Origin of the sequence: Streptomyces pactum, assembly GCF_016031615.1 — a bacterium.
GTDB classification, from domain to species: Bacteria; Actinomycetota; Actinomycetes; order Streptomycetales; family Streptomycetaceae; genus Streptomyces; species Streptomyces pactus.
Map to the genome: position 1 here is coordinate 4,310,787 of NZ_JACYXC010000001.1, position 16,815 is coordinate 4,327,601.

The 16,815-nt window shown below is 76.2% G+C and carries 14 protein-coding genes; 8 read left to right on the forward strand and 6 right to left on the reverse strand.

The annotated features are described in order from the left end of the window. Positions 1-5: 5 nt before the first annotated feature. The 3 genes from IHE55_RS17075 to IHE55_RS17085 all read right to left on the reverse strand — a co-directional run bounded on the left by IHE55_RS17075 (position 6) and on the right by IHE55_RS17085 (position 2,913). A complete protein-coding gene (locus IHE55_RS17075) occupies positions 6-1,001 on the reverse strand; it encodes an aldo/keto reductase (protein ID WP_197989812.1) in 996 nt (331 codons plus the stop codon). Positions 1,002-1,187: 186 nt separating this feature from the next. Beyond that, a complete protein-coding gene (locus IHE55_RS17080; protein WP_197989813.1) occupies positions 1,188-1,895 on the reverse strand; it encodes a GDSL-type esterase/lipase family protein in 708 nt (235 codons plus the stop codon). A gap of 535 nt (positions 1,896-2,430) precedes the next feature. After that, complete coding sequence (locus IHE55_RS17085; protein WP_197989814.1) at positions 2,431-2,913, reverse strand: hypothetical protein; 483 nt, start codon at positions 2,911-2,913, stop codon at positions 2,431-2,433. Positions 2,914-3,107: 194 nt separating this feature from the next. Between IHE55_RS17085 and IHE55_RS17090 the strand changes: the two genes are divergently transcribed. Then, positions 3,108-4,154, forward strand: a complete 1,047-nt coding sequence (locus IHE55_RS17090; protein ID WP_197989815.1) for an SdiA-regulated/phytase-like domain-containing protein — start codon at positions 3,108-3,110, stop codon at positions 4,152-4,154. Positions 4,155-4,159: 5 nt separating this feature from the next. Here the strand turns inward: IHE55_RS17090 and IHE55_RS32695 are convergent, their stop codons facing one another. Together IHE55_RS32695 and IHE55_RS17100 are read right to left on the reverse strand one after the other, a co-directional pair. Continuing rightward, positions 4,160-4,852, reverse strand: a complete 693-nt coding sequence (locus IHE55_RS32695; RefSeq protein WP_307826702.1) for a PPOX class F420-dependent oxidoreductase — start codon at positions 4,850-4,852, stop codon at positions 4,160-4,162. Between the two features lie 219 nt (positions 4,853-5,071). After that, entirely contained in the window at positions 5,072-5,824 is a 753-nt protein-coding gene (locus tag IHE55_RS17100) for a TetR/AcrR family transcriptional regulator (RefSeq protein ID WP_197989816.1), read from the reverse strand. A 150-nt stretch (positions 5,825-5,974) separates the two neighbouring features. Here IHE55_RS17100 and IHE55_RS17105 point away from each other — a divergent pair, with 150 nt between their 5' ends. Together IHE55_RS17105 and IHE55_RS17110 are read left to right on the forward strand one after the other, a co-directional pair. After that, positions 5,975-7,138, forward strand: coding sequence for an ATP-binding cassette domain-containing protein (locus IHE55_RS17105; RefSeq protein WP_197989817.1), 1,164 nt, complete (start codon positions 5,975-5,977; stop codon positions 7,136-7,138). Continuing rightward, positions 7,135-7,968 carry an ABC transporter permease gene (locus tag IHE55_RS17110; RefSeq protein ID WP_197989818.1) on the forward strand — a complete coding sequence of 278 codons (834 nt, stop codon included), beginning with the start codon at positions 7,135-7,137 and terminating at the stop codon, positions 7,966-7,968. Before IHE55_RS17105 ends, IHE55_RS17110 begins: the two co-directional genes overlap by 4 nt. 203 nt (positions 7,969-8,171) lie before the next feature. Here IHE55_RS17110 and serC read toward each other — a convergent pair whose 3' ends face one another. Continuing rightward, entirely contained in the window at positions 8,172-9,290 is a 1,119-nt protein-coding gene (gene serC, locus IHE55_RS17115) for a phosphoserine transaminase (RefSeq protein WP_197989819.1), read from the reverse strand. 871 nt (positions 9,291-10,161) lie between these two features. On the opposite strand from serC, the gene IHE55_RS17120 reads away from it, so the two are divergent. The 5 genes from IHE55_RS17120 (at position 10,162) to IHE55_RS17135 (ending at position 16,770) form a co-directional block, all read left to right on the forward strand. Continuing rightward, positions 10,162-10,347, forward strand: a complete 186-nt coding sequence (locus tag IHE55_RS17120) for a hypothetical protein (RefSeq protein ID WP_197989820.1) — start codon at positions 10,162-10,164, stop codon at positions 10,345-10,347. Positions 10,348-10,532: 185 nt separating this feature from the next. Further along, positions 10,533-13,286, forward strand: coding sequence for an FAD-binding and (Fe-S)-binding domain-containing protein (locus IHE55_RS17125; RefSeq protein ID WP_232265596.1), 2,754 nt, complete (start codon positions 10,533-10,535; stop codon positions 13,284-13,286). Next, positions 13,174-13,725, forward strand: a complete 552-nt coding sequence (locus IHE55_RS31395; protein WP_232265597.1) for a (Fe-S)-binding protein — start codon at positions 13,174-13,176, stop codon at positions 13,723-13,725. The genes IHE55_RS17125 and IHE55_RS31395 overlap by 113 nt, the downstream gene beginning before the upstream one ends. Before the next feature lie 340 nt (positions 13,726-14,065). After that, positions 14,066-14,860 (forward strand): TIGR03084 family metal-binding protein, encoded by a 795-nt coding sequence (locus IHE55_RS17130; RefSeq protein ID WP_197989821.1) that lies wholly within the window; start codon positions 14,066-14,068, stop codon positions 14,858-14,860. 194 nt (positions 14,861-15,054) lie between these two features. Further along, positions 15,055-16,770 (forward strand): acyclic terpene utilization AtuA family protein, encoded by a 1,716-nt coding sequence (locus IHE55_RS17135; RefSeq protein WP_232266462.1) that lies wholly within the window; start codon positions 15,055-15,057, stop codon positions 16,768-16,770. The last annotated feature ends 45 nt before the right edge of the window (positions 16,771-16,815 follow it).

Consider the following 16,815-nt stretch of genomic DNA (forward strand, 5'->3'; position numbering starts at 1 on the left):
CCGGGTCACCAGGCGAAGGCCTCCGGGGACGGGCCGGGGCCGGGGAAGATCTCGTCCAGCGCGGTGAGCAGTTCCTCGCCCAGCTCCAGTTCCACCGCCCGGAGCGCGGAGGACAGCTGGTCGGCGGTGCGCGGGCCCACGATCGGACCGGTGACCCCCGGCCGGGTGAGCAGCCAGGCCAGCGCCACCTCGCCGGGCTCCAGCCCGTGCTTGTCCAGCAGGTCCTCGTACGCCTGGATCTTCTCCCGGAGGGCGGTGTTCTTCAGCGCGTCGGCGCTGCGGCCCTCGCCGGAGCGGGCCGTGGCGCCCTCCTTCTCCTTGCGGAGCACCCCGCCGAGCAGACCGCCGTGCAGCGGCGACCAGGGGATGACGCCGAGCCCGTACGCCTCGGCGGCCGGGATGACCTCCATCTCGGCGCGGCGCTCGGTCAGGTTGTACAGGCACTGCTCGCTGACCAGCCCGTAGCTGCCCAGCCGGCGCGCGGTCTCGTTGGCCTGGGCGATGTGCCAGCCGGCGTGGTTGGAGGAGCCGACGTACAGGATCTTGCCCTGCCGCACCAGGACGTCGATGGCCTGCCAGATCTCCTCCCACGGCGTCCTGCGGTCCACGTGGTGGAACTGGTACAGGTCGATGTGATCGGTGCGCAGCCGCTTGAGGCTGGCGTCCACGGCGCGCCGGATGTTGAGCGCGGAGAGCCGGTCCTCGTTGGGCCAGGGCTCACCCTCGGCGCCCATGTTGGCGTAGACCTTGGTGGCGATGACCGTCTTCTCCCGGCGGCCGCCGCCCTGGGCGAACCAGGAGCCGATGATCTCCTCGGTGCGGCCCTTGTTCTCGCCCCAGCCGTAGACGTTGGCGGTGTCGAAGAAGTTGATGCCCGCGCCGAGCGCGGAGTCCATGATCGCGTGGCTCTCGGCCTCGTCGGTCTGCGGGCCGAAGTTCATGGTGCCGAGCACCAGGCGGCTGACCTTGAGTCCGGTGCGTCCCAGCTGTGTGTACTTCATGGTCGTCCAGCCAACGCCTTGGAGTGCGCTCTAGGCAAGGGCGCGCGCCCGGCGGCACCGGAACCGCGCCCGGCGTCATCGCGGGCGTCGCCCGGAGGCCGCGCGCACCACGTCCAAGGTCACCGTGAGCGGCGGTCCGGGGTCACCGGGCGCGGCGGCCCGGGTCTTCGAAAACGGCGTCCGGCCTCACCGCGGACGGCGTCCGGTGCGGTCGGCGGGGGTGTAGCGGTCGCCGACGTCCCACGCCTGGTACATGGCGTCGGCGAAGGCGGCGGCGATGAGGTGTTCGCCGGACGGGCCGGGGTGGGTGCCGTCGTAGGTGTCCCGGTGGAGCCGGTAGCCGGCGGGGCGGGAGGCGAGCAGCAGGGGCGAGGCCGGGGAGTCCAGGTCGGCGACGGCCTTGGCGAGGAGTTCGTTGAAACGCTCCACCTCGGCGGCGAAGAGGGCGTCGGACTCGGCGCGGACGTTGGGTATCACCGGCAGCACCACCACCTGGACGCGCGGGTTGGCGGCGCGCGCGCCGGCCAGGAAGCGCCGCGCGTTGGCCACGGTGTCCTCGGCGCCGGTGTAGAACCCGAGGTCAATCAGGCCCAGGGAGACCAGCAGGGTGTCGGCGCGGTGTGCCCGCACCGCCTCCTCGATCAGCGGTGCCATGTGCAGCCAGCCCTCGCCCCAGCCGGCGAGGTGGCGGCGGGCGGCGGGCGGGAAGCCGGGGTCGGCGTAGTCCTGGGAGACCGGGGCGTCGGCCCGCGGGTCGTACAGCTCGCTGCGGGGGCCGACGATCGCGTACCGGCGGCCGAAGGTCCGGTTGAGGTGCTCCCACATGCGGTAACGCCAGGTGTAGTCGCCGGCGCTGCCGATCGTCATCGAGTCACCGACGAACATGATGCGCATCGGTGAAGTATGCACCGGTGTGCGGGTGCGGGATCCGGCCGGGCGGTGCCGGGCCCGGCGGGTGCCTCCTGGAGGCGCCGCCGGACGGCCCGGTGGCAGGTGCGGCCCCGGTCCCGGGCCGGGTCCGGACCGGGACCGGGTGACGCGGACGCGGCGGCCGGTCCGGCCGGTTCCGCAGACGTACGGTCCCGGTTCCGGCGACCGGTACGGCCAGGCTCCGGCGACGCTGCAGCTCCGGCCCCGGCGACCGGTGCGGCGGCCGGCCGGCCGGGTCCGGCCGGTGGTCCGGTGTGCGGCGCACCGGTTGGGGGCGCCCTACGGAGCCCGGCGGCCGGTCCGGCACGGCGGCGGTGGCCGGCCGTGAGCGGGGGTGAGGACCGGCCACCGGGACTGCGCGAGAGCGCCGCCGGGTGCACAGAAACTTCACAGGATGTACAGGAAATCGGCGGTTCGTATTCCGTCCGTTTCCGGTTCCGGAATGCGAACCACCGAATTCCGGGAGGGTGAATCGCGTTGCGTCTTTTGCCGGTTGGGGCTATCGGGCGGTGCGGGAGTTCTTGAATGCGAGGAAGCCGCAGACGACCGCCGCGAGGGAGCCGAGGACCACCAGGTACACGCCGGGGGCGGCGGAGAAGTCCAGCCGCTCGACCATGTTCTCCAGGTCGCTGTCGCTGACCGTGGCGCCCGCGTCCTCGGCCTCGCTCTCCGCCTTGGCGATGGGGGCACGGTCCGGGTCGACGAGGTTGAGCACGCCGACGACCAGCGCGATCAGGGACAGACCGGCACCGGCGGCGGACAGCTGGGGCTTCTTGGCGGCCAGCACCGCGACCAGCGCGGCGGCCGCCAGGCCGGCGGCGATCATCACGATGACGCCGTCGGTGAACTCCTTGCCCTTGACGCCGCCGCTCGCGGTGTCGGAGTAGGACCAGTTGAGGAAGGTGCCGATAAAGGCGACGACCGCGCCGGCGATCGCGAAGCCCACCATCTTGGTGGCGCCGCCGGCAGTACCGGAAGGCATGACCGGCGGGGCCGGCGGGAAAGAGTTTTGACCATATCCGCTCATGGGCAGAGACCGTAGGGTGGCGTGATTCTTTCCCGCAACGCGGTTGTCCACTTTGCCGTCAATGGCCGATAAAATTCGTTCCGAATTCCTGGGTTCAGTGCAGGTAATCCCTCGATTACCTTCGGTCGGTGATATGGCAGGCTTGGCCCATGCGTTCGCCTCTGTCTGTGCTCGGTGCCGTCGCGCTGCTGACGCTGCCCGCCGTCCCGCCGGCCGCCGCCGACGACACCGCTCCGTCCTCCTTCACGATCGAGGACGAGCGGATCACCGAGTCCAGCGGCCTCGCCGCCAGCCGGGCGCACCCCGGCGTCTACTGGACCCACAACGACAGCGACGACGGTCCGTACGTCTTCGCGATCGACGGGCGGACCGGCCGCACCGTCGCCACCGTGACGCTGCGCGGCATCGGCGCCCCCCGCGATGTGGAGGCGGTCTCGGTCGGGCCGGACGGGCAGGTCTACGTCGGCGACATCGGCGACAACCTGGGCGGCACCTGGTCCAAGGTGTGGATCTACCGCTTCCCGGAGCCGGAGCGGCTGCGGGACGTCACGGTGGACGCCACCCAGTTCGACGTGGTGTACGAGGGCGGGCCGCGCAACGCCGAGGCGCTGATGGTCCACCCGCGCACCGGCCGGGTGTACATCGCGAGCAAGAGCGAGGAGGACGCCGGCCTCTACGAGGGACCGGCCCGGCTCTCGCCGTCCGGCGTGAACACCTTCCGCCGCGTCGCCGACCTGGACCTGGAGATCACCGACGGGGCCTTCGCGCCGGACGGCAGCCGGCTGGTGCTGCGGGCCTACTTCGGGGCCGAGGAGTACCGGTGGGGCAAGAAGGGGCTCGGCGCGGAGGTGGCCGAGCAGCCCCGGGTGCCGCTCCAGCGGCAGGGCGAGTCGGTCACCTTCACCCCGGACGGCGGGACCCTGATGTTCGGGACCGAGGGCGAGGGCAGCCGGGTCAGCGCGGTCGGGCTGGAGGGCGAACAGCTGCCCGACGCGACCGCCCGGCGGCAGGGCGAGGACGGCGACGGTGACCGGCGGGGCGGCGGGACGGCCGGCGGTGACGACGGGGACGGCGGCCTCCTCGGCGACAGCGACCTGCTGATCGCCGCGGCGGCGCTGGGCGTGGCCCTGCTGGCGCTGCTGGGGTTCCGGGGCGGCCGGGGACGTGGCGGCAGGCGGCGTTCGTCCGGCGGCTGAGACGCCTACCCGGCCGGGCCCGGCGCCCGGCCGGGACCGGACGCGGGCCCGCCGCCGGGCGGGCCGGACCGGGGGACACCGCCGGACCCCGGGCCGGAACCGGGGACACCGCCGGACCCCCGACCGGAACCGGAGCCGGTCTCCGGGCCGGAGCCCGGAACACCGCCGGAACCGGGGGCGGGGGCGGGGCCGGTGCCGCCGGCCTCCGGGTAGCGCTCGTCCTCGGCGACCAGGCGCACCTCGAAGTGGAGCACCCGGTCCCGCCGGAGCCGGTGGCCGAGCGGGCCGAGCACCCCGTGCACCAGGGGGTGCTTCCGGGCGAGCACCCGGGCGGCGTGGCGGTCCTCGCCCCCGCCCCGGGTCAGCAGCTGGGTACGGGCCCGGACGGCGGGCCCGGTCGGCTTCCCGCGGGCCGTGGCGGGCGCGATCTCCACCAGCGGGTTGTTCCGCATCCGCTCGGCGTTCCCGGCGCCCTCGTAGGCGCGCAGGTACGCGTGGTCGCCCTCGACCGCCATGTTCACCGGCGTGGCGACCGGGGAGCCGTCCGGTGCGTAGCTGGTCAGCAGCACCGTGGTCTCCCGTGCGAACCGGGTGATGGACGGCCGGTCGTCCACGGGGTCCAGCGGCTCGGGCCCGGCCCGGGAGGAGCCGGGGGGCGCCGGGCCGTGGGAGCGGCGGGGCCGGTGCGGACGGGCCATGGATCCATGGAGGCACGGAACGCCGGGTTCGACAATCGGGGGGCGTGCGGCCGGCCCGGCGGACGGGCCCGGTGGGCGAGGTCTGGCGGCGCGACGGAGAGGCGGGGCGGGCGGGGCGGAGCGGTCCGGCGGACGGGCCGGTGGCGCGGCGGGCGGGGGGGCCGCACAGGGGGCCGGGGCGGGGCTGTCGTGCCGCCGGACCCGCCGGCCGTGGGGTGGTCAGGTGCCGGTGCGCTCCGCGATGAACGCCGCGATGCCGTCCAGCAGGCTCCGCAGCCCGAAGGCGAAGACCTCCTCGCCGGACCCCGTGAACGCGTCCGGGCCGAGCTTCGCCTGGGTCGGGTACCGGCCGCCGGCGAGGACCTCGCTGAGCACGGGGGCCTGGGCGTTCCAGAAGTCCTCGTGGCTGACGCCGGTGCGCTGCTCGGCCATCACCGCGTTGAGGTGGCTGCGGGCGGTGCCGAAGACGAAGCCGTCCACCGCGACGATGATGTTGACCATCTCCCGGTCGGTGAGGCCGAGGCCGTCCAGCCCGTGGAGGGCGAACTCCAGGCCGTCCATGGCGTTCGGGCCCAGGATGGGCCGGGCCTGGTCGACGTGGAGCAGCCAGGGGTGACGCTCGTACAGCCGCCACAGGCCGTGCGCCACCCGCTCCATGACGTCCCGCCAGCCGGTCGGCGGGGCCTCGCCGCCGGTGTCCAGGGCGGCCACGTGGTCGAGCATCAGGTCGAGGAGTTCGGCCTTGCCCGGGACGTAGCGGTAGAGCGACATGGTGCCGACGCCGAGTTCGGTGGAGAGCCGGCGCATCGACACCGCCGACAGGCCCTCCGCGTCCGCGATCCGCACCGCCGTGGTGACGATGCGGCTCAGTTCCAGGCCGGGCTTGGGGCCCCGGGTGGGCCGCTCGCCGAGCCCCCAGAGCAGCTCCAGGCTGCGTGAGACATCTCCGCTGCCGCTGTGTTCGGTCGTCATCTTCCGGCCATCGTATCCCTCCGCGGAAAAACTGAGTACGGTGTACGCTGCCCGGGGACTGCATACGGCGTACCCAGTTCGGGGTGCCGGCGTGCCCCACCCTCCGTCCCATCCCGCTCCGCACGTTCCGACCGGCTCCAGGAGGCTGCCGTGAGCCCACCCGACGACACCCGCGCCGCGATCCGCGCCGAGGCACTGCGCAAGCGGTACGGCGATCACGACGCGCTCGACGGTTTCGACCTCACCGTGCCGCGGGGCACGGTGTACGGACTGCTCGGCCCCAACGGGGCGGGCAAGACCACGGCGGTCCGCGTCCTCGCCACCCTGCTGCGGCCGACCGGCGGCCGGGCCGAGGTGGCCGGCTTCGACGTGGTCCGCCGGCCCCGTCAGGTGCGCCGGCGGATCGGGCTGGCCGGTCAGTACGCGGCCGTGGACGAGGCGCTCACCGGGCGGCAGAACCTGACGACGTTCGGGTGCCTGTTCCACCTGGGCCGGCGCCGGGCGAAGGCGCGCGCCGCCGAACTCCTCGACCGCTTCGGGCTGACCGACGCCGCCGACCAGGGCGTCAAGGGCTACAGCGGCGGGATGCGCCGCCGCCTCGACCTCGCCGCGAGCATGATCCTCGCGCCCGAGGTGCTCTTCCTGGACGAGCCGACCACCGGTCTGGACCCGCGCAGCCGCAACGAGGTCTGGACGGCGGTCCGCGCCCTGGTGGCCGACGGCACCACGGTGCTGCTGACCACCCAGTACCTGGACGAGGCCGACCGGCTGGCCGACCGGATCGCGGTCATCGAGCGCGGCCGTAAGATCGCCGACGACACCCCGGACGGGCTCAAGCGGGCGGCCGGTGAGGCGCGCATCGAGGCCGTGGTGCGGGACGCCGCCGACCTGCCCGCCGTCGCGGAGCTGCTGGCCCGGATCGCGCCCGCGGACGCGCCGCCCGGGACGGATCCCGAGGGCCGCCGGGTGTCCGTACCGGTCGCGGACCCGGTGCCCTCCCTCGCCGAGGCGGCCCGCATCCTGCACGACCGGGGTGTGGCGCTGGACGACCTCGGGCTGCGCCGGCCGACCCTGGACGAGGTGTTCCTCCGGCTGACCTCCGGACGCCCGGGCGGCACCGCCCCGGAGCCGGCCGCGGACGGCGCGGTGCGGCGCACGGCCGCGGACGGAAGGAGATCGCCGGCCCCCGGCCGGGCCCGCGAAGGGACCCCGGACGGGCCCCGGGCCGGTGGAAGCGTGCCGGACGGACCCCGGGCCGGCGGGACCGTGCCGGACGGGGACCGGGCCGGGCACAAGGAGGCGGCGGAGCGATGAGCGGCACACTTAACCTGCGGGACGCCGTCGACGGCCCCGAACGCCGGGCGTACTGGGCGGTCACCGACTGCCTGACCATCGTCCGCACCGAACTCCTCCACCTGGTCCGGAACCCTTCCACCATCGCCTGGCAGCTGGGCACCCCGGTGGTCTTCGTCCTCCTCTTCGTCTACGTCTTCGGCAGCGCGATGGTGGTGGCGGACGGCGCGGACTACAAGGACTTCGCCCTGCCGGGCATGTTCGCGATGACGATGGCCAACGGCTTCATGAGCACCGCCGTGGTGGTGGCCGTGGTCCGCGACCGCGGGGTGATGGACCGCTACCGCTCGATGCCGATGGCGCCCTCGGCGGTGGTCAGCGGCCGGGGGGTCGCCGACGTCCTCGGTGCCTGCCTGGACCTGGCGGTGCTCGCGGTGATCGCCCTGGCCGTCGGCTGGCGGCCCGACGGCGGACCGGTCCGGGCGCTCGCCGCGTTCGGCCTGCTGATCCTGCTGCGGTCCGCGCTGACCTGGGTCGGGGTGTACCTGGGACTGCTGGTGCCCAACCAGGAGGCGGCCGGAAACCTGTTCGCGGTGGCGCTCCCGTTCGGCATGATCTCGTCCGTCTTCACGCCGCCGGAGATGATGCCCGGCTGGCTGGGCGCGATCGCCCGGTGGAATCCGGTGTCCGCCACCGCCGATGCCGTCCGCGAGCTGTTCGGCGCGCCGGCGGCGGCGGGCGGCGGCTGGGCCGGGGAGCACGCGCTGCTGATGGCCGTCGTCTGGCCCCTGGTGATCACCGCGGTGTTCCTGCCGCTCGCCGTCCGGCGCTTCCAGCGGCAGAGCCGGTGACCGGTGCCGGGCGCCGCCCGGCCTCGTCCCACCGGTCACCGTCGCACCGCCGGCCGCCGCCGCTCGTCGCCGTCCGGCGCGGCGGCGAGCTGCGGCGGGTTGTGGCGGCGGGCCGTGGGCAACGTGGAACGGCCGTGCCCCGCCGTCCGCCGGGCGGGCGGGCGACGGGGCACGGGTGGTGCGGTCGGGGGCGCGGGCGCCGGCTACAGCCGCTCGACCACGTAGTCCACGCAGGCGGTGAGCGCCTGTACGTCCGCCGGGTCCACGGCCGGGAACATCGCCACCCGGAGCTGGTTGCGGCCCAGCTTCCGGTACGGCTCGGTGTCCACGATGCCGTTGGCGCGCAGCGTCCTGGCGATCGCGGCGGCGTCGATGTCGTCGGAGAAGTCGATGGTGCCGACGACCTGGGACCGCTGGGCCGGGTCGGCGACGAACGGCGAGGCGTACTTCGACGCCTCGGCCCAGCCGTACAGGGCCTCGGCGGAGGCCGCGGTCCGGCGCACCGCCCAGTCCAGACCGCCCTGGCCGTTGATCCACTCCAGCTGCTCGTTGAGGAGGAACAGGGTGGCCAGCGCGGGGGTGTTGTACGTCTGGTTCTTGCGCGAGTTGTCGATCGCGGTGGGCAGCGAGAAGAACTCCGGGATGTGCCGGCCGGAGGCGTGGATGCGCTCGGCACGCTCCACGGCGGCGGGGGAGAAGACCGCCAGCCACAGTCCGCCGTCGGCGGCGAAGGACTTCTGCGGGGCGAAGTAGTAGACGTCGGTCCGGGTGATGTCCACCGGCAGCCCGCCGGCCCCCGAGGTGGCGTCCACCAGGACGAGCGAGCCCTCGTCGGCGCCGGTCACCCGGTGCAGCGGCAGGGCGACGCCGGTGGAGGTCTCGTTGTGGGTGAGGGCGTAGACGTCCACGCCCGCCTCGGCCCGCGGCTCCGGGTGGGTGCCGGGGTCGGAGGAGATCACGGACGGCTCGGCCAGCCAGGGGGCGAGCTTGGCGGCCTTGGCGAACTTCGAGGAGAACTCGCCGAAGGTCAGGTGCTGTGACTTGTTCTCGATCAGACCGTGCGTCGCCACGTCCCAGAAGGCGGTGGAGCCGCCGTTGCCCAGCACCACCTCGTACCCCTCGGGGAGCGAGAACAGCCGGCTCACGCCGTCCCGCACCTTGCCGACCAGGTTCTTGACCGGAGCCTGGCGGTGGGAGGTGCCCAGCAGGGAGGCACCGGTGGCGGCCAGGGCGTCGAGCGCCTCGGTGCGCACCTTGGAGGGGCCCGAGCCGAAGCGACCGTCGGCGGGCTTGATGTCAGCGGGAATCTCGATCTCGGCCACGGACGAAGCCTAGTCCGTCGCCGGTGACCGCCCCGAGAGGCGTCCAGCCGCTGAGACGGTATGTCCGGAACCTTACCGGGGCGTTACGCGGTGAGTTGCCCCGGAACGGGGGCCGGGAGGCCGGCGCGGCCGGGCGGTACGAGCGGCCGCCCGTGCGTGCGGCCCGTGGCCCGCGGTCCTGCGTACGGGCGTGGGTACGGGCCTGCGCGGGGCCTTGGGGGACGGGCCGTGGTGTGGACCGGCGCGGTCGGGCCGGTGGTGCGGGGGGCGTTCGCGGGGGCGGGCGGTGCCGGACCGGGGCGGACGGGAGCGCCCCGGGGGCGGACGCGGCGGACGGGGGCGGACAGGAGTGAGGGGGAGCCCGGAAGGGCGCGGCGGGGCACGGACGGGCGCGGCAGCGCCGCGACGCGCCGGGGCGGGGGAGTGCGGCGCGGGCGCCTGCGGCCAGAGGAGGCGTCCGGTGCGAGGGCCCCCGGCCCGGAAAGGGCGTCCGGCGCGGCGGCGGGGCTGCCCGGGGGCGTGTGCCGGCGAGCAGGCGAGCCCGCCCGGGGCGCGTACCGCGGCGGGCCCGCCCGGGGCGCGTGCCGGGGTGGGGCCGTCCGGAGCCCGTGCCGGTGCGGCGGCGGGCTCGGACGGGGCGCGTGCCGGTCCCCGACGGGCGGACGGGCGGACGGGAACAGGCGCTCGCGCCGGGCATCCGGTCGGATGATCTGCCGTGACCTCTCGCCGTACCCGTCGATGACCACACCGGTAGCGCGATGCCGATCGCGCCGAGGGGAAGGGAGACGAGGATGAGGGGCACCATGGGCACCGGGGGCGAGGGGGACCGGGGCGAGGGGGGACCAGGGGCCGGGGGCCGGCCCGGTGCGGCGTGCTGGTGGCGTTCCTCGCCGCCGTCTGCGCGCTGGGCGCGGGTCCGGCGCACGCCGACGAGTCGCCGGTCCACTCCCACAACGGGCCGCGCTTCACGGTGATCCAGATCGGCCAGATCGACGACCCGGCCGAGGACGTCCTGGAGCACACCCTGCTGTTCGGCGGCCCCTTCAGCTGGAGCTGACCGCTTCAGCCGGACCTGACCGCCCGCCACCGGCCGGCCCGCACCCCGGGCCGGCCGTACGGTGCCGGGGCGGCGGACGGGCGCGCCGGGCGTGGTCCGCACGCGACCGGGCCGCCGGCAGCCCCGGCGGGGGACGCGGGGCCGCCGGACCGGTAGGGCGGCGCCCAGGCGGGCAGGCTGAGGGCATGGCAGAGCGCAGCGGAGACGACCGGCTGGTGCGGGCGCTGCGGGCGGTGGTCGGGGGCGAGGTGTCCTTCGCGACGGCCGACCGGGCGCTGATGACGATGGACGCGTCCAACTACCGCCGGGTGCCGGCCGGGGTGGTGGCGCCCCGGGACGCGGATGACGTGGCGGCGGCCCTCGCGGTGTGCCGCGAGCACGGGGTGCCGGTGGTGCCGCGCGGCGGCGGTACGTCGATCGCCGGGCAGGCCACCGGGACCGGGGTGGTGCTGGACTTCACCCGGCACATGAACCGCGTCCTGGCCGTCGACCCGGACGCCCGGACCGCGGTGGTCCAGCCCGGGGTGGTGCTCGACCGCCTCCGGGCGGCGGTGGGGGTCTACGGCCTGACGTTCGGCCCGGACCCGTCCACGCACAGCCGCTGCACCCTCGGCGGGATGATCGGCAACAACGCCTGCGGGGCGCACTCCGTCGCCTGGGGCACCACCGCCGACAACGTGGTGGAGCTGCGCGCCCTCGGGTACGGCGGGGAACGGCTGCGGCTGTCCCGGGGGCTGGACGGTCTGCCGTCCCGGCTGCGGGACGGGCTGCGGTCGCTCACCGACGACCACCTCGCCCTGCTCCGTACCGGGTTCCCCGACCTGCCGCGCCGGATCTCCGGCTACGCGCTGGACGCGCTGCTGCCGGAGCGGGGCCGGGACGTGGCGCGGGCGTTCTGCGGCAGCGAGGGGACCTGGGGCGTGCTCACCGAGGCGGTGGTGCGGCTGGTGGACGAGCCCCGGGCGCGCGCCCTGGTGGTGCTCGGCTACCCGGACGAGGGCACCGCCGCCGACGCCGCGCCCACCGTGCTGCCGTACCGGCCGCTGACCGTGGAGGGCATGGCGGCCGACCTGATGGGGGACGCCCGCGGGCTGCTGCCGCAGGGCGAGGCGTGGCTGTTCGTGGAGGTCGGCGGGGACAGCCCGGCCGAGGCGAGGGCCGCGGCGGAGCGGCTGGTGCACGCCTGCGCCGGCGACACGGTGGCCGGGCTCGGCACGGCGGGCGGCGGCCGGGGCGGCTTCACGGTGGTCACCGAACCGGCCCGGCAGCGTGCGCTGTGGCGCCTGCGGGAGGACGCGGCGGGGACCGCCACCCGGATCCGCGCCGGCACCTCGTCCGCCGGGCCCGGCGGGGACACCGAGGCGTGGCCCGGCTGGGAGGACTGCGCGGTGCCGCCCGCCCGGCTCGGCGCCTATCTGCGGGACTTCCGGGCGCTGCTCGCCGAGCACGGGCTGCACGGTGCCCCGTACGGGCACTTCGGCGAGGGATGCGTGCACGTCCGCATCGACTTCGACCTGCTGGGGCCGGAGGGCGTGAGCCGGTACCGGGCCTTCTCCGGGGAGGTGGCCGACCTGGTGGTGGCGCACGGCGGTTCGCTCTCCGGCGAGCACGGCGACGGGATGGCCCGCGCCGAACTGCTGCCCCGGATGTACGGGGAGCCGATGGTCCGGCTGTTCGAGCGGGCCAAGGACCTGTGGGACCCGGCCGACGGGCTCAACCCCGGGGTGCTGGTGCGGCCCCGGCCGCTGGACGAGAACCTGCGCTTCGCGGTGCTGCCGAAGGGGCCGGTGGAGGTGGCGTTCGGCTACCCGGACGACGGCGGGGACTTCACCGCCGCCGTCCGGCGCTGCGTCGGGGTCGCCAAGTGCCGTACCGGCACCACCGGCGGGGCCGAGGTGATGTGCCCCTCGTACCGGGTGACCGGCGAGGAGCGGCACTCCACCCGGGGCCGGGCCCGGCTGCTCCACGAGATGCTCGCCGGCGAGGTGATCGAGGACGGCTGGCGCTCGGAGGAGGTGCGGGAGGCGCTCGACCTGTGCCTGTCCTGCAAGGGGTGCCGCAGCGACTGCCCGGTGGGGGTGGACATGGCCACCTACAAGGCGGAGTTCCTCCACCACTACTACCGCGACCGGGCGCGGCCCGCCTCCCACCTCGTCCTGGGCCGGCTGCCGGTGTGGCTGCGGGCCGTCGCGGCGGTGCGCGCCGCCCCGCTGGTCAACGGACTGGCGCGGGTGAAGCCGCTGGCCGCGCTGGGCAAACGGCTGGCCGGCGTCACCCCGGAGCGAGCGGTTCCGGAGCTGGCCCGGGAGCCGTTCACCCGGTGGTGGCAGGCGCGCGGCGGCAACCGGGCGTCCGGACCGCCCGCGGATGAGGTCCGGGCGGGCGTTGGGGCGGGTGCCTCCGGGCGGCCGGCGGACGGGGGGCGGGTCCGGGGTGGCGGTGTACGCCGGCGCCCGGCGCCCGGCAGCCGGCGGGCGGGACGACGGGGCGGAGGCCGGCCGGCCGCGTACCGTCGTGCTCTGGCCGGACACCTTCACCAACCACCTCTCGCCGGCGGTCGGCCGGTCGGCCGTGGCGGTGCTGGCGGACGCCGGACTGCGGGTGGTGGTACCGCCCCGCCCGGTGTGCTGCGGGCTCACCTGGATCTCCACCGGCCAGCTGGACGGGGCCCGCACGGTCCTGCGGCGCACCCTGGACGTGCTGGCGCCCGCGCTCGACGCCGGACTGCCGGTGGTCGGCCTGGAACCCAGCTGCACCGCGGCGCTCCGCACCGACCTGCCCGAGCTGCTCGGCGACGACCCCAGGGCGGCCCGGCTCGCCGCGGCGGTGCGCACCTTCGCCGGGGCGCTGGAGGAGTTCGCGCCGCACTGGCGGCCCCCGCTGCTGGACCGCCCGGTAGCCGGCCAGACCCACTGCCACCAGCACGCCGTCCTCGGTGACGGCGCCGAGCGGCGGCTGCGGGAACGGGCCGGACTGGTGGGCGAGCTGAGCGGCGGCTGCTGCGGCCTGGCCGGCAACTTCGGTTTCGAACGGGGCCACCACGACGTATCGGTGGCCTGTGCCGAGGAGCAGTTGCTGCCCGCGCTCCGGCGGGCGACGGACGACACCGAGGTGCTGGCCGACGGGTACTCCTGCCGCACCCAGATCGCGCAGCTGGCCGGCGGACGGGCGCGGCACCTCGCCGAAGTGCTCGCCGACGCCCTCCCGGAGCCCCCGCCGGGGACCGTACCGGGCGGCCCGGACGCCGCACCGGGCGGCCGGGCGACGGTCCCGGAGGGTCCGGGAGCGCCGCCGGGCGGTACGGACGCCGGGCGACACGATACGGGCGCCGGCCCGGGTGGTACGGGCGGGGAGGGCCGTGCGGGCAGCGCCGGATGACCGGTCCCGGCGGGGCTCCGCTCCGGCGTCGCCCCGGTGCCGCCGGGTACCGCCGGGGCGAGGTGCCGTCCGTCGGCGCGTACGGCCCCGTGCGGCGCGGCCGCACCGGAGGCCCCCGTACGGTCTCCTGCATCGGGCCGGCTCACCCACGAGCCCCGGGCGGCCGTACGGCCGGCCTGCCGGAACGTGCCGCGAGCCGCCAACTACGGCTGGCAGCCGCCCTGTTCAGCCGGTCCCGCCGTGTCCGGACGGTCCGGCACGCCCGGACAAAAAATCATGCAAGCGCGCTTGCTTGTTTTTCCCGTCGCTGCCACGCTCGATCCGACGAGGGGAGACCGCCGTGTCCGATCCACAGCTCGTCCTGGAGGAACTGCGCGCCGAGGGCGCCGCGTTGGAGGCCCTGGTCGCCGGGCTGGACGACCGGGAGTGGGCCACGCCGACCCCCGCGCCGGGCTGGACGGTCGCCCACCAGATCGCGCACCTGGCCTGGACCGACGACCGTGCCCTGGAGGCAGCCACCGACCCGGAGCGGTTCGCGGGCGAGGTGGCCCGGGCCGCCGCCGCGCCGGAGCGGTTCGTGGACGAGGGGGCCGAGGAGGGTGCGCGGCTGCCGCCCGCCGAACTGCTCGCCCGCTGGCGCACCGGCCGTTCCCGGCTCCACGAGGTGCTCGCCGCCCGGCCGCCCCGGGACCGGCTGCCCTGGTACGGGCCGCCGATGAGCGTGCCGTCGATGGCCACCGCCCGGCTGATGGAGACCTGGGCGCACGGCGAGGACGTCGCCGACGCGCTCGGCGTGCGGCGGGCCCCGACCGCGCGGCTGCGGCACGTCGCCCGGATCGGGGTACGGGCCCGGGACCACGCCTACGCGGTGCGCGGCCTCACCCCGCCCGGCGAGGAGTTCCGGGTGGAACTCACCGGCCCCGGCGGGGAGGTGTGGTGTTACGGGCCCGAGGGCGCCCGGCAGCGGGTGACCGGCCCCGCGCTCGACTTCTGCCTGCTGGTGACCCGGCGGGCCCACCCCGGCGACCTGGCGGTACGGGCCGAGGGCCCGGACGCGGAGCGCTGGCTGGGCATCGCCCAGGCGTTCGCCGGACCGCCGGGCCCGGACCGCCCGCCGCGCGGGAGCGCCCGGTGACCGGCCGGGCCCGTCCGCCACGCCCGGAATCCGCCGCACCGGCGGCCGTGCCGAAGGCCGGCGCCCCGGCGGCCGCACCGGCCACCCCCGCCACGTCCACCGCGCCCGGGCACGGGCCGGCCGCGTCCGTCGCACCGCTGCGCATCGGCAACGCGTCCGGTTTCTACGGGGACCGCTTCGGTGCCTTCCGGGAGATGCTCACCGGCGGCCCGCTGGACGTGCTGACCGGCGACTACCTCGCCGAACTGACGATGCTGATCCTCGGGCGCGACCTGCTGAAGGGCTCCTCCGCCGCCTCCCCGGCCGCCGCCGGCTCCTCCGCCCCGTCCGCCTCCGTCCCCGCCGGCGCCGCCGGCCGGCCCGCCCCGGTGCGGGGCTGCGCCAGGACCTTCCTGCGCCAGCTGGAGGAGAGCCTGGGCATCGCCGTGGAGCGCGGCGTGCGGATCGTCAGCAACGCGGGCGGGCTCAATCCGGCCGGGCTGGCCGCCGCCGTGCGGGAGCTGGCCGGCCGGCTCGGGCTGACGGTGCGGGTGGCCCACGTCGAGGGCGACGACCTGCGGGACCGGGCGGAACGCGCCGGCTGGGGCCCGGGGGTGCTCACCGCCAACGCCTACCTCGGCGGTGCCGGGATCGCCGCCTGTCTGCGGGCGGGCGCCGATGTGGTGGTCACCGGCCGGGTGGCCGACGCGGCCCTGGTCACCGGACCGGCCATGGCGCACTTCGGCTGGGCGCCCGACGACCGGGACGCGCTGGCCGGGTCGGTGGTCGCGGGGCACGTGCTGGAGTGCGGGGCGCAGGCCACCGGCGGCAACTACGCCTTCTTCCGGGAGCACGACGTGCGCCACCCCGGCTTCCCGCTCGCCGAACTCCACGCCGACGGTTCCTCGGTGATCACCAAGCACCCCGGTACCGGGGGCGCGGTCACCGTCGGCACGGTCACCGCGCAGCTCCTCTACGAGACCGCCGGCGCCCGCTACCCGGGGCCGGACGTCACCGCCCGGCTGGACACCGTACGCCTGACCCAGCAGGGCCCGGACCGGGTGCGGATCGCCCCGGTGCGCGGGGAGGCGCCGCCGGCCACGCTCAAGGCGGGGCTGACCCGGATCGGCGGCTGGCGGAACGAGGTCGTCTTCGTGCTGACCGGGCTGGACATCGAGGCGAAGGCGGCCCTGGCCCGCGAGCAGATGGAACGGGCGCTGTCCGGTCCGGCCCGGCCGGCCGAGGTGCGCTGGACGCTGGCCCGCACCGACACCCCGGACGCGGCCGTGCAGGAGGAGGCGAGCGCGCTGCTGCGGCTGGTGGTGCGCGACACGGACCCGGCGAAGGTCGGCCGGACGGTGAGCGGCGCCGCCGTGGAACTCGCCCTCGCCGGCTACCCCGGGTTCCACCTCACCGCCCCGCCCGGGGACGGCTCGCCGTACGGGGTGTTCGAGGCGGTGCCGGTGGCGGCGGACGAGGTGCCGCACACGGCGGTGCTGCCCGACGGCACCCGGGTCGCCGTGCCGCCGGCACCCGCCGCGTCCGGGCCCGCCCCGCCGGTGCCGCCGCCCCCGCTGCCCGCACCGCTGCCGCCCGGCCGCACCCGGCGGGCCCCGCTGGGCCTGGTCGCCGGTGCCCGCAGCGGCGACAAGGGCGGCTCGGCGAACATCGGGGTGTGGGCGCGCACCGAGGACGGCTGGCGGTGGCTCGCCCACACCCTCACCACGGACCTGCTCCGCGAACTGCTGCCGGAGACCGCCGCGCTGCCGGTGGAGCGCCACCTGCTGCCCCACCTCCGGGCGCTCAACTTCACCGTGCACGGCCTGCTGGGCGCCGGCGCCGCCGCCCGGGCGCGGTTCGACCCGCAGGCCAAGGCGGTCGGGGAATGGCTCCGCGCCCGCCGGCTGGACATCCCCGAGGTGCTGCTGTGACCCCGCACGGCGGGCGGACGGGCGGCGACCCCCGGGACCGCGCCC

Excerpts from the sequence above, each read along its gene's own strand:
- IHE55_RS17080 (WP_197989813.1), bottom strand. The coding sequence starts at position 1,895 with ATGCGCATCATGTTCGTCGGTGACTCGATGACGATCGGCAGCGCCGGC.
- IHE55_RS17125 (WP_232265596.1), top strand. The coding sequence starts at position 10,533 with ATGGCAGAGCGCAGCGGAGACGACCGGCTGGTGCGGGCGCTGCGGGCG.
- IHE55_RS17135 (WP_232266462.1), top strand. The coding sequence starts at position 15,055 with ATGCTCACCGGCGGCCCGCTGGACGTGCTGACCGGCGACTACCTCGCC.
- IHE55_RS17090 (WP_197989815.1), top strand. The coding sequence starts at position 3,108 with ATGCGTTCGCCTCTGTCTGTGCTCGGTGCCGTCGCGCTGCTGACGCTG.
- IHE55_RS17110 (WP_197989818.1), top strand. The coding sequence starts at position 7,135 with ATGAGCGGCACACTTAACCTGCGGGACGCCGTCGACGGCCCCGAACGC.
- IHE55_RS17100 (WP_197989816.1), bottom strand. The coding sequence starts at position 5,824 with ATGACGACCGAACACAGCGGCAGCGGAGATGTCTCACGCAGCCTGGAG.
- IHE55_RS17085 (WP_197989814.1), bottom strand. The coding sequence starts at position 2,913 with ATGCCTTCCGGTACTGCCGGCGGCGCCACCAAGATGGTGGGCTTCGCG.
- IHE55_RS32695 (WP_307826702.1), bottom strand. The coding sequence starts at position 4,852 with ATGGCCCGTCCGCACCGGCCCCGCCGCTCCCACGGCCCGGCGCCCCCC.
- IHE55_RS17075 (WP_197989812.1), bottom strand. The coding sequence starts at position 1,001 with ATGAAGTACACACAGCTGGGACGCACCGGACTCAAGGTCAGCCGCCTG.